General features: G+C 68.3%; 9 protein-coding genes. 6 read left to right on the top strand and 3 right to left on the bottom strand.

Annotated features, from left to right (window positions below):
- Positions 1–78: 78 nt before the first annotated feature.
- A complete protein-coding gene (locus tag CYJ22_RS06925) occupies positions 79–1,476 on the bottom strand; it encodes a dihydrolipoyl dehydrogenase family protein (protein ID WP_101602091.1) in 1,398 nt (465 codons plus the stop codon).
- Between the two features lie 216 nt (positions 1,477–1,692).
- Here CYJ22_RS06925 and CYJ22_RS06920 point away from each other — a divergent pair, with 216 nt between their 5' ends.
- On the top strand, positions 1,693–1,947 hold the full coding sequence (locus CYJ22_RS06920) for a type II toxin-antitoxin system Phd/YefM family antitoxin (protein ID WP_034496846.1): 255 nt from the start codon (positions 1,693–1,695) through the stop codon (positions 1,945–1,947).
- A 25-nt stretch (positions 1,948–1,972) separates the two neighbouring features.
- Here CYJ22_RS06920 and hrpB read toward each other — a convergent pair whose 3' ends face one another.
- On the bottom strand, positions 1,973–4,576 hold the full coding sequence (hrpB, locus tag CYJ22_RS06915) for an ATP-dependent helicase HrpB (protein WP_101602090.1): 2,604 nt from the start codon (positions 4,574–4,576) through the stop codon (positions 1,973–1,975).
- A 41-nt stretch (positions 4,577–4,617) separates the two neighbouring features.
- The gene (locus tag CYJ22_RS06910; RefSeq protein ID WP_101602089.1) at positions 4,618–4,740 is read right to left on the bottom strand and encodes a toxin-antitoxin system antitoxin subunit; all 123 of its coding nucleotides are present in this window, start codon (positions 4,738–4,740) and stop codon (positions 4,618–4,620) included.
- 67 nt (positions 4,741–4,807) lie between these two features.
- Between CYJ22_RS06910 and CYJ22_RS06905 the strand changes: the two genes are divergently transcribed.
- Genes CYJ22_RS06905 through CYJ22_RS06885 form a run of 5 tightly spaced genes read left to right on the top strand, consistent with a single transcriptional unit; the run spans position 4,808 to position 11,359 of the window.
- Positions 4,808–5,860 (top strand): PhoH family protein, encoded by a 1,053-nt coding sequence (locus CYJ22_RS06905; RefSeq protein ID WP_101602088.1) that lies wholly within the window; start codon positions 4,808–4,810, stop codon positions 5,858–5,860.
- Positions 5,857–6,306, top strand: coding sequence for an rRNA maturation RNase YbeY (gene ybeY, locus CYJ22_RS06900; RefSeq protein ID WP_007589511.1), 450 nt, complete (start codon positions 5,857–5,859; stop codon positions 6,304–6,306). The genes CYJ22_RS06905 and ybeY overlap by 4 nt, the downstream gene beginning before the upstream one ends.
- Positions 6,303–7,658 carry a hemolysin family protein gene (locus CYJ22_RS06895; RefSeq protein WP_101602087.1) on the top strand — a complete coding sequence of 452 codons (1,356 nt, stop codon included), beginning with the start codon at positions 6,303–6,305 and terminating at the stop codon, positions 7,656–7,658. The genes ybeY and CYJ22_RS06895 overlap by 4 nt, the downstream gene beginning before the upstream one ends.
- Position 7,659: 1 nt before the next feature.
- Positions 7,660–8,892: a GTPase Era gene (era, locus tag CYJ22_RS06890; protein WP_101602086.1), complete on the top strand. Its 1,233-nt coding sequence runs from the start codon at positions 7,660–7,662 to the stop codon at positions 8,890–8,892.
- Between the two features lies 1 nt (position 8,893).
- Positions 8,894–11,359, top strand: a complete 2,466-nt coding sequence (locus CYJ22_RS06885; RefSeq protein ID WP_101602085.1) for an excinuclease ABC subunit A — start codon at positions 8,894–8,896, stop codon at positions 11,357–11,359.
- Positions 11,360–11,375: the final 16 nt, after the last annotated feature.

The following is an 11,375-nucleotide window of genomic DNA, read 5'->3' as shown; positions in this document are numbered from 1 at the left end:
CCCGCCCCGTTGTTCCCTCACGCGTCCCGGGAGGGATCCGGGCGCGCCCCCAACGGTGCCCAGGGGCGCGGTGGGCTCTCAGCCCAGGGAGTCGAAGAGGACCTGAAGGCCCTCGCCCATGGTCGGGTGCGCGATCGGCAGGAAGCGCAGCTGCTCGTAGGTCAGGCCGCCGGCCATGGCGACGTGCACGGCCGTGATGACCTCGGAGACGTTCGGGCCGATCAGCGTGGCGCCCAGGATCTGGTGCGTGTTCGCATCCACGACGGCCTTCCAGAAGCCCTCGCCCACGTAGCGCATCGTCTTGGCGCGCGGAATCGCGGCCGTGGGAACCTTGGCGATTCGCACGTCGAGGCCGGCCTCGCGCGCCTCGCCCTCGGACAGGCCGATGCGGGCCAGCTCGGGGGTGGCAAACACGGCGTAGGGGATCGTGCGGCCCTTCGTGGTGGTCGTCGGATCGTCCAGGGATGCGCCGGTCAGCTGCGCGCGGATGATGCGGAAGTCAGACCAGGATGCGTGCGTGAACATGGGGGTGCCCGCGCAGTCGCCGGCCGCCCACACGCCCTCAGCGGAGGTGCGCAGGTGCTCATCGACCGCGACGAAACCGCGATCGGTGAGCTCAACCCCAGCCTCGTCCAGGCCGATGCCGTCCGTGTTGGGCACGCGACCCACGGCCACCAGGACCGCCTCGGCGGACACCGTCGAGCCGTCGGAGAGCGTCAGGGTCGTCGTGTTGCCCTCGCGCGAGGCCGATTCGGCGCGGCCGGGCACGATACGCACGCCGACGGCCTCCAGGCCCGCCTCGACGACGCGGGCGGCGTCCTCGTCCTCGCGAGGCAGCACGTGATCACCCGAGGAGATGAGAGTGACGTCCACGCCGAACGTCGCCATCATCGACGCGAACTCCACGCCGATGTAGCTGGCGCCGATGATCGCCAGGGACGAGGGGAGCTCCTCGAGGCGCAGGATCTCCTCGTTCGTCCACGCGCCGGACTCCCACAGGCCGGGGATCGCGGGACGCGCCGGGCGCGAGCCCAGGTTGATGAGGACGCGCTCGCCACGAATCGTGCGCTCGCCGCCGTCCTCGAGCGCGATGGTGACAGTGCGCTCGCCCGTGAAACGGGCCTCGCCACGGATGAAGTCCAGGCCGGGGGCCGCGAACATCTTCTCGTGTGCGCCGACCATGGCGCCGACGATGCCCTCCTTGTGGGCGCGGAGCTTGGCCAGGTCCACGTGTGCGCCTTCGGTGCCGACGACGCCGAACGCCTCGTCCGTGCGGGCATCGTTCAGGCGGCGAGCCGAGTTGACCAGCGACTTCGTGGGGATGCAGGCGACGTTAATGCAGGTGCCGCCAACGAACTGGCGCTCCACCATGGCGACCTTCCAGCCCGCCTTTGCGCGCTCCATCGCGAGGGACTTTCCGGCCTTGCCGCCGCCGACAACCAGCAGGTCGACGTTCTCGATTTCGTTCGTGGACATGTTTCTCCTTGGGTAGAACAGGGTTCCCTATCTCAACGCAGTGCGACCGGATCTATTCCATCCACCAGAAATGTCCACCAGATGGTCACAGCAGAGGTGTCTATTGTCACGATGTTTTGGCTGTATGACGCTCGTTTGGCGGGTGTAAGGGATCGAAGGGTCACATAGTGATCGTGCCGTTGGTTCAAACACCCTTCGGCATGCTTAGATTAGATTATGAGGGCTCTAGAAATTGGTGATTTTAAAGAGGATGTGGGGGCCGCTCTGGCGCGCGCCTCATCCGGTGAAGTCGTCACGCTCACCGAGGAAGGCCAGCCTGTCGCCGAGCTGGGTCCCGTGCGCATGTCGACCTACGCGCAGCTGCGCGAACTGGGCCTCGAGCGTCCCGCTATGGCGGACCTCGACGCCTATCAGATGCCGTCTAAGAACCTGCCCGACGGGCGGGGGATCGTGGGCAAACTGGAGGATTGATCGCCTGGCGCGGGGGAGCCAGTGGCTACCCCCGGCGCTTGGCGCGGTTCGTGGGTTCCGCGTTTAGCGGGTCCTCGGGCCACGGGTGCTTCGGATAGCGCCCGCGTAGCTGCGCGCGCACGTCCCGGTACGGCCCCGCCCAAAATGACGTCAGGTCTGAGGTGACCGCCGCTGGGCGACCCGCCGGATCCGTCAGATGCAGCACCAGGGGAACACGCCCGTCCACCAGTCGGGGCGTGTCCGTCCACCCGAAGGCCTGCTGGACGCGCAGCGTCAGCACCGGGTGAGCGCCGCTCCAGTCGATGGGACGCGTGCCTCCCGCAGGAATCGGCATCTTTTCCGGCGCCAGTTCATCCAGGCGCGCCGCCTGAGGCCATGGCAGCATCGAGCGCAGTGCGTCGAGCATCGACACGCCACTCAAGGAACCGCCCTGTGCGAGGCGCTTCGCCCAGGGTGCAAGCCACTGCGGCGCGCTGCCCGCGAGGGCCTCATCCGACACGTCGGGCCACGGATCGCCGAGCACCTCGTGGAGCACCCGCATGCGCTCGCGCAGGGATGAGGCCTCCTTCCCCCAGCCCAGATCGCTCAGCCCGCGCGCGGCCAGGTGTTCGGCCACCAGAGCGGTCGCCTCTTCTTCGCTCAGGGACGAGGTCGGGGCGGCCTTCAGGGGGATAGCTCCCAGGGTGCGCGTGCGGGTGGCTTTCAGAGCTCCCTTGTCGATCAAGGCCTGCGTGCGGGTCTCCAGGAGCGCCGCGCCGGCTGCCAGGGCGTCCTCCTCCGACAGCGGCACCGCGGCGAGAATGCGCGCGTGGCGCGAGGCCGGAGCCCGGTCAATCGAGGCCACGGCCAGCCACTCCTGGCCCTCCAAGGGGGAACCCTGCGGCAGCTCGGCGCCCACGCCGCCCGCCAGAATGTAGGCCGCGGACCCCGAGCGGCGCCGCGCGATCCACTCCGGGTACGCCAGCGCGCACGTCAGAGCCAGCTCGTCCTCGCTGGTGCGCGAACCCGCCTGCCGGTGTGCAGCCGCAACGGATGCGAGGGCTTCGTCCGACGCGGAAGCCGGCAGACGCTGCGCCAGACGCTCCAAGCGTTCCCGCGTCTCCTTCACCCGCGCCGCCTGCGCCTTCCCGACTCCCGCATCGCTGGCGCCACCACGACCCAGCCGACGCTCCAGCGCACCCAGGTCAGCCCCCGGAACGCGCAGGTCCTCCGACAGGAGGGCCACAAAACGTGCCGCCTTCGACGCCCCCAGGATCGCGCTCGACGCGAGGAGCGCCCTGCCCAAGGGCGGGTCCAACGGCAGCGACGCCAGCGTGCGGCCCAGAGCGGTGGCGGCCCCGGCCTCGTCGATGGCGCCCAGGGAGGACAGACGCTGCCTAGCTGCCTCCCACGTGCCCGCGGGTGGAGCGTCCAGTAGGGCGAGTTCCTCCACCGGGGTGCCCCACGAGGCGACCTGCAGGCGCGCGTCCGTCAGGTCCTGCGTGGCGATCCCCGGCGCGGATTGGGCGGGCCTGCGGGCCACGTCCACCGAGTCCATGACGCGCACGGCGATGCCCGGGCCGGTGCGCGCGGCGCGTCCCGCACGCTGGTCGAGTCGGGCAAGCGCGGCCGGAACGGTCACGAGAGAGGAGAGGGAACGCCCCGCGTCGAAGCGCGGCTCGCGCGCGAGCCCCGCGTCCACGACGACGGACACGCCGGGAACCGTGAGCGAGGACTCCGCGATGGACGTGGAGAGGATGACGCGGCGACCGGAAGCGGGGGAGAGCGCGCGGTCCTGCTCGGCGGCGCTGAGCTGTCCATGAAGCGTCAGGACCGGAATGTCGCCCAGGTGCAGGTTGCCTCGGACGGTCTCGATCTCGCCCACACCCGGCAGGAACACGAGGACCGAGCCCTCGGTGGCGGCAACCGTTTCCTCGACCGTGCGCGCCACGTGCGCCAGGTACTCGCGGCGCACACCCACGCGCTCGTTCCCGATCGCACCCACGGCCTCGACGCCGCGCGGCGGGGGAGCGTAGCGCAGCTCCAGCGGAAAAATATCGCCCGGAATATCAACGAGCGCGGGCTCCTCGCCCGTCGAGGCGCGCAGGAGATCAACCGTGCGCGAGGCCTCGAGCGTCGCCGAGGTGAGTGCCACGAACAGGTCGTCGCGCAGCGCCGAACGCGCGTCCAGCGCGAATGCCAGCGCCAGGTCCGTGTCCAGGTCCCGCTCGTGGAACTCATCGACGATCAGGGCAGATACCCCGGGCAGCTCCGGGTCGCGCTGCAGGCGGCGCAGCGCCACGCCCGGCGTCACCATTTCCACGCGCGTGCGCTCGCTGACCCGCGAATCCCCGCGCACCGAATAGCCGACCTGCCCGCCGACCTCCTCGCCGAGCAGACGGGCGATCCGGCGAGCAGCGGCCCGCGCGGCCACCCTGCGCGGCTGCGTGACGAGAACACGCCCCACCGATGCGTCGTGCTGGGCCAATGCCACCGCCACCGCGGGCGGCAGCAGCGTCGTCTTACCCGTGCCCGGAGGCGCCGTGATCACTGCGCAGCCGCCCGGCCGCGTCGCCGCCACGATATCGCCCAGGGCGCGCGTGACCGGCAGCTGTGGCGGGTGTGAAACGAGTTCTTCGAGGGTGGGCATGGCTCTTTCTTCCAAAAGAGAGTGATACTGCTGACGGGCTTTCATTGCGTAGAGCTGCCATTTTTTCGCAGCATTTCAACGTCGTACCCTGCTTCTGCCTCTGCGACCCACGCATCAATCTGGTCCTCGCTGACAGCTTCTACGTGCACGGTCTGTTTGTTCATACACACAGGCTAATACGAAGGTGATGAGGCTGAGGAAGATGGGGCCGCAGAGTAGAATGGAAACAGTATGACTACGGAGAACACAGCGCCGGCGCTCGCGGCGGCCACCCTCGCACACACCACGGGGCGCGTCACCATCCCCGCAGACATGGACCCGATCGTGGTCCTCGGCGTCGCAGACCAGGTTCTGCGCGCCCTCGAACGCGGCTTCCCGCACATCCGCTTCCTCGTGACCGGGCGAGAAATCTCGCTGGCCGGCACTCAGGCAGACATCGACGTGGCCGCGGGCCTCCTCGAAGAACTCATCGGCATGGCCCGGCGCGGCACTGCTCTGGATGCCACTGCCGTCGAACAGGCCATCGGCCTGCTCGGACGCCTCACCTCGGGCGAGGCCCCCACGGAAGAGATCCTCTCCGCGCGCGGGCGTTCGATTCGCCCCAAGACCCCCGGTCAGAAGGCCTACACGGACGCCATCGACCGCGCCACCGTCGTCTTCGGTATCGGCCCCGCGGGCACCGGCAAGACCTACCTGGCGATGGCCCAGGCCGTGCGCCGCCTCCTCTCCGGCGAGGTCCGCCGCATCGTCCTGACCCGCCCGGCCGTCGAGGCGGGGGAGAACCTTGGCTTCCTGCCCGGCTCCCTCACTGACAAGATCGACCCCTACCTGCGTCCCCTTTACGACGCCCTGGGGGACATGCTCGACCCCGAAGCCCTGCCCAAGCTCATGGCCGCCGGCACGATCGAGGTCGCGCCCCTGGCCTACATGCGCGGACGCACCCTCAACGACTCCTTCATCATCCTGGACGAGGCCCAGAACACGACGGTCGGCCAGATGAAGATGTTCCTCACCCGCCTGGGTTTCGGCTCCAAGGTCGTTGTCACGGGCGACGCCTCGCAGATCGACCTGCCCGGCAGCCAGACCTCCGGCCTGTCCGTCGTTGAAAACATCCTCGGCGACATCGACGACATCGAGTTCTGCCACCTGACCAGTGCCGACGTCGTGCGCCACGAGCTGGTCGGCGCGATCATTGATGCCTACCAGCGCTTTGACGATCGAAACGCCGCGCGTCGCGCACGCGCGCGCAGCCACAACACCGCACGCAGGGAGTACACGTCATGACCGAGGTCATCAACGAGACCGACTACGAGATCAACGAAGCCGAGTTTTCCGCGCTGGCCGACTACGTGCTCGACCAGATGCACGTCAGCTCCGACGCGGAAGTCAACATCATCTTCATCGAGCCCGAGCCGATGGAAGACCTGCACGTGCGCTGGCTGGACCTGCCCGGCCCCACCGACGTCATGAGCTTCCCCATGGACGAGCTGCGCCCCGGCACGGCGGATCACCCCACGCCCCCGGGCATGCTCGGTGACATCTGTATCTGCCCGCAGGTCGCCGCCCGCCAGGCCGCCGAGTCCGGCCACAGCGCCGCCGAGGAGATGCTCCTCCTGGCCACGCACGGCATGCTGCACCTCTTGGGCTACGATCACGCGACCGACGCCGAGCGTGAGGTCATGTTTGCGCTCCAGCGCAAGCTCCTGCTGACCTTCCTGGCCACCCGATGATCCTTCCCCTGCAGGCGTCCCCGGCCTCGTCGATCCTGGATGTGCCCTCCGTGGCGCTCCTGGTCCTCGCGGTCGTCGCCCTGGCGTTCGCGTCTGTCGCCCAGAGCGTCGAGCAGGCCGTCCAGCGCCTGACCCTGGCCGGCGTCGAGGACCTCATCGAGGAAGAGCGCCGGAACGCGCGCGTCCTCTATGGCCTCGTCGATCACCGCCAGCGCACTCTGCTGTCGCTGCGCGCCTTTCGTACCTTTTGGCAGGTCGTCTACGCGGTCATGGGCACGATCATCCTGGTCGATACCCGCCTGCCGTGGTGGGCGGTCGCCCTCATCGCGGTGTTGGTGATCGCGGCCCTGCAACTGCTTTTCGTGTCCTTCCTGCCCGCCCAGTGGGGCGCGCGCAACCCCGAGGGCATCGCCCTGGCAGGCGCCAGATTCGCGGATCGCCTCGCGCGCCTCAGCCACCTGGTTGACCCGCTTCTGACCCGCGTGCGCTCCTCGCGTCCCGCCCCCGAGCCCACCGAGGCCCAGGTGCGTGCCGAGCTGATCTCCGACCTGCGTGAGATCGTCGACGAGGTCGGCGAACCCGAGAGCTTCGAGGAAGAGGACCGCGACATGGTCCGCTCCGTCCTCGACCTTGGGCACACGCTCGTCCGCGAGGTCATGGTGCCGCGCACGGACATGGTGACCATCGACGCCGACACGCCCGCCCCCTCCGCCCTGCGCCTGTTCGTGCGCTCCGGCTTCTCGCGCGTGCCCGTCGTGGGCGACGACGTAGACGACATCCGCGGCATCCTGTACTTCAAGGACCTTGTGTCGCGCTGGGAGGCCACGGGCGGCCAGCTCGACATGCGCGCCGAGCAGATGATGCGCCCCGCCGAGTTCGCCGTCGAGATGAAGCCCGCGGACGACATGCTGCGCCAGATGCAGGCCGAGCGTTTCCACATGGCCATCGTCATCGACGAGTACGGCGGCGTCGCGGGCCTGGTCACGCTCGAGGACATCCTCGAGGAAGTCGTCGGCGAGCTGACAGACGAGCACGACCGCCACTCCATCGAACCCGAGGAAGTCGAGCCGGGCGTCTGGCGCGTCCCCGCACGCTACCCGATCTCCGAGCTGGGTGAGCTCCTCGACCGCGAGATCGAAGACGAGGACGTCGACTCCGTTGGCGGCCTGCTCGCCAAGGCGATTGGGCGCGTTCCGCTGCCCGGTGCGACCGGCACCCTCGCCGGCGTCATAATGACGGCGGAAGAGGCGCGTGGGCGCCGCCGCCAAGTCTCCACGATCCTCTGCCGCCTCGACCCCGACGCGCAGCTCCTGACCCCCGACCTCAACCCCGCCGACGACAAGGACAACTGACATGCGATTCCCCTCCGATGACGAACTCATGGCCGGCCCCAACGCCTTCGGCGACGCTCGCATTGAGGTTGCCCCCGACGCCGCCGACCCGGAAGCCGACGCTCGCGCGCAGATCGACGCCGGCCTCGGCGAAGAGACCGCGGACGAGGCCGGGGCGCAGCCGGGCGACGACGAGGACTGTGAAGACTCCGAGGAAGACGACGACGAGTACGAGGACCTCGAGGGCCTGGAGGACGAGGAGGACGCCGACCTCGATGCCTTCGAGGCGATGACCTCGCTGGCTTCCCTGCGCGAGGACGCGGCCGCGACCATCGAGATGCCGGACTTCCCGGAGGACTTCCGCGCCGGCTTCGTCTCGATCGTCGGGCGTCCCAACGTCGGTAAGTCGACCCTGACGAACGCGCTGGTCGGGCACAAGATTGCGATCACCTCGGGCCGTCCCGAGACGACGCGCCATAACATTCGCGGCATCGTGCACGGGGATAACTACCAGCTGGTGCTCGTGGACACCCCCGGATACCACCGCCCGCGCACGCTGCTGGGCAAGCGACTCAATGACATGGTGCGTGAGGCCCTCTCCGAGGTCGACGTCGTGCTCTTCTGCCTGCCCGCCGACCAGCGCATCGGCCCCGGCGACCAGTTCATCGCACGTGAGCTGCGCGGCATCAAGCGCCCGATTATCGCCGTCGCGACCAAGTGTGACGCCGTGCCGCGCGACCGCGTTATGAAGCACCTGCTGTCCATCGAGAAGCTGGGGGAGTGGGCCGCCATCGTCCCCGTCTCCTCCGTGGAGGGCAAGGGTATCGACCACCTGCGCGAGGTGCTCGCGCAGACTGTGCCGCTGTCGCCGCCGCTGTACCCGTCAGGTGACGTCACCGACGAGTCACGCGACACCCTGATCGCCGAGTTTATCCGCGAGGCTGCCCTGGAGGGCGTGCGCGACGAGCTGCCGCACTCCCTGGCCGTCCAGGTCGAGGAGATCATCGAGAGGCCGCGCCGCGAGGGTGACGACCGCCCGCCCATGCTTGACATTCACGTGAACGTCTACGTCGAGCGCGACTCCCAGAAGGCCATCATCATCGGCCGCAAGGGCTCGCGCCTCAAGCAGATCGGCACCCAGGCCCGCGCGCACATCGAGGAGCTGTTGGGCCGCCGCGTCTACCTTGACCTGCACGTGCGCACCGCGAAGGACTGGCAGTCCGACCCGAAGATGCTGGGACGCCTCGGGTTCTGACATGCCCAGCGTCATCCGTGTACGTGGCGCCCGCGTCCACAACCTGAAAAACGTGGACGTTGACGTTCCCCTGAACGAATTCGTCGCAGTCGCGGGCGTGTCCGGGTCGGGTAAATCCTCCCTGGCCCTGGGCACGCTCTATGCAGAGGGATCGCGGCGTTACCTGGAGTCCCTGGCGACCTACACGCGTCGGCGCATCTCCCAGGCTGCCAAGGCCTCGGTCGACGAGGTTGCGCACGTGCCCGCCGCGCTCGCGCTGCGCCAGCGCCCAGGTGTACCTGACGTGCGCTCCACCTTCGGTACGGCGACGGAGCTTCTCAACTACCTGCGCCTGCTGTTCTCACGCGTTGGCTCCTACCTGTGCCCCAACGGGCACCGCGTCCCGCCCTCGCTGGGCGTGGCCCTAGAAGTGCCTCTCACGTGCCCGCAGTGTGCAGCCTCCTTCTACGGCCTCGGTGCGGAGGAGATGGCATTTAACTCGGGCGGTGCGTGCCCGGTGTGTGAGGGGACGGGCGTCCAGCGCGTCGTCAACCGAGCATCCCTCGTGCCCGATGAATCCCTCACTATTGACGAGGGCGCAGTTTCCCCGTGGGGATCCCTCATGTGGAAGCTCATGAAGGACGTCGCCCGTGAAATGGGCGTGCGCACGAACGTGCCCTTCCGGGACCTGAGCGATGCGGAGAAAGCGATCGTCTACGAGGGGCCCGCCGAGAAACGTCACATCGTCGTCCCCACCAAGACCGGTGGCGCGGAGCTGGACTTCACCTACTTCAATGCGGTCGCCACGGTCGAAAACGCCTTGTCGAAGGCGAAAGATGAGAAGGCCCTCGCCCGCGTGGAAAAATACCTCATCACCCGCACATGCCCCGCGTGCGACGGCACGCGCCTGGGGGAACGTGTGCGCTCCACGCTGATCGAGGGCATCGACCTGGGCGAGGCCTCGCGCCTCACGCTCACGGAGCTGCGCGAGTGGGTCCAGCGCGTCCCCGGCCTCGTTCCGGATGAGGTAGCTCCCATGGCCCGCGTCATCGTCGACGAGATGACCGAGCCGATGGATCGCCTCGTGCAGCTCGGCCTGTCCTACTTGTCCCTCGACCGCGCGTCCTCGACGTTGTCCAACGGTGAGCGCCAGCGCATGCAGCTCGCCCGTGCCGTACGCAACCGGACGACCGGGGTCCTCTACGTGCTGGACGAGCCGACCATCGGCCTGCACCCCTCCAACGTCGACGGCGTCCTGGCGATCATCCGGGAACTCCTCGCCGACGGGAATTCCGCTGTCGTCGTCGACCACGACACACGTGTCCTCGCAGCCGCGGATCACCTGATCGAGATCGGACCCGGAGCGGGAGCGGACGGTGGTCGCGTCATCTTCCAGGGCCCCATCAACGAGGCCTCCCACGCCCCCGCGTCCCGCATCGGCCCGTACATGGCTGGGTTGCGTCGGGTTGAGCGTGCAGCGGGGAAGTTAGATCAGGGCGCGGATATCGATGGGCGCGGTGCGCTTCACCTGGAGACTAACCAGATCCACACGGTGCGACCCCTGAGTGTTGATATTCCGCTGGGTTCGTTGACGGCCGTGACGGGCGTCAGTGGGTCTGGTAAGACGACACTCGTCCTTGAGTCGCTGGTTCCCGCGCTGCGTGCGCGCCTTGCTGGTGAGCCTTTGCCCGCGCACGTGCGCGACGTGGATGCCGCCGGTATCTCACGGGTGAACCTGATCGACGCGACGCCGATCGGAGTGAACGTGCGCTCGACCGTGGCCACGTACTCCGGTGTCCTGGATGAACTGCGCCGGGCGTTTGTGCGTACCGAGGAGGCGCAGGCTGCCGGGTTGAAGCCCGGTGCATTCTCGTACAACACGGGTTCGCTTCGATGCCCCACGTGCGACGGTACCGGGCAGATCACCCTGGATGTGCAATTTTTGCCCGACGTGGACATCGAGTGCACAGATTGTCGAGGGAGCCGCTACGGCGCGCAGGCGTCGCAGATCCGCCGCGATGGGCTTTCGTTGCCGGACATTCTGGCGATGAGTGTTGACGAGGCCCGGGTGGCCGTGCGAGGGCTGAAGAAGGCGGGAGCGATCCTGGAGACCCTCGCGGGCCTTGGCCTGGGCTACCTAACTCTCGGGGAGGCCACTCCCGCCCTCTCCGGTGGCGAGGCCCAGCGCCTCAAGCTTGCCTCTGAAATGGGTAGGCGCCAGGAGGGCACTCTCTTCGTCTTCGACGAGCCGACGATCGGCCTGCACCCGGATGATGTGCAGGTCCTCCTGAACGTGCTCCAGCACCTCATAGAGCACGGAGCGACGGTCCTCGTCATCGAGCACGACCTGGACCTGATCCGTTGCGCTGACTGGGTCATTGATATGGGCCCGGGCGGCGGCATTGAGGGTGGTCGTATCGTCGCGCAGGGTACTCCGAGCGATATCGTGGACAGCGAGGCCTCGGTGACGGGACGCTACCTGCGCTGAGACTCTGTCGCAGGAA

Source organism: Schaalia odontolytica (genome assembly GCF_002847525.1).
In the GTDB taxonomy this organism is placed as follows: domain Bacteria; phylum Actinomycetota; class Actinomycetes; order Actinomycetales; family Actinomycetaceae; genus Pauljensenia; species Pauljensenia odontolytica_B.
This window is presented reverse-complemented; position numbering and strand designations above follow the sequence as displayed.

Coding starts and splice junctions, on each gene's coding strand:
- CYJ22_RS06925 (WP_101602091.1), bottom strand. CDS start 1,476: ATGTCCACGAACGAAATCGAGAACGTCGACCTGCTGGTTGTCGGCGGC.
- CYJ22_RS06905 (WP_101602088.1), top strand. CDS start 4,808: ATGACTACGGAGAACACAGCGCCGGCGCTCGCGGCGGCCACCCTCGCA.
- CYJ22_RS06895 (WP_101602087.1), top strand. CDS start 6,303: ATGATCCTTCCCCTGCAGGCGTCCCCGGCCTCGTCGATCCTGGATGTG.
- hrpB (WP_101602090.1), bottom strand. CDS start 4,576: ATGCCCACCCTCGAAGAACTCGTTTCACACCCGCCACAGCTGCCGGTC.
- CYJ22_RS06910 (WP_101602089.1), bottom strand. CDS start 4,740: ATGAACAAACAGACCGTGCACGTAGAAGCTGTCAGCGAGGACCAGATT.
- ybeY (WP_007589511.1), top strand. CDS start 5,857: ATGACCGAGGTCATCAACGAGACCGACTACGAGATCAACGAAGCCGAG.
- CYJ22_RS06920 (WP_034496846.1), top strand. CDS start 1,693: ATGAGGGCTCTAGAAATTGGTGATTTTAAAGAGGATGTGGGGGCCGCT.
- CYJ22_RS06885 (WP_101602085.1), top strand. CDS start 8,894: ATGCCCAGCGTCATCCGTGTACGTGGCGCCCGCGTCCACAACCTGAAA.
- era (WP_101602086.1), top strand. CDS start 7,660: ATGCGATTCCCCTCCGATGACGAACTCATGGCCGGCCCCAACGCCTTC.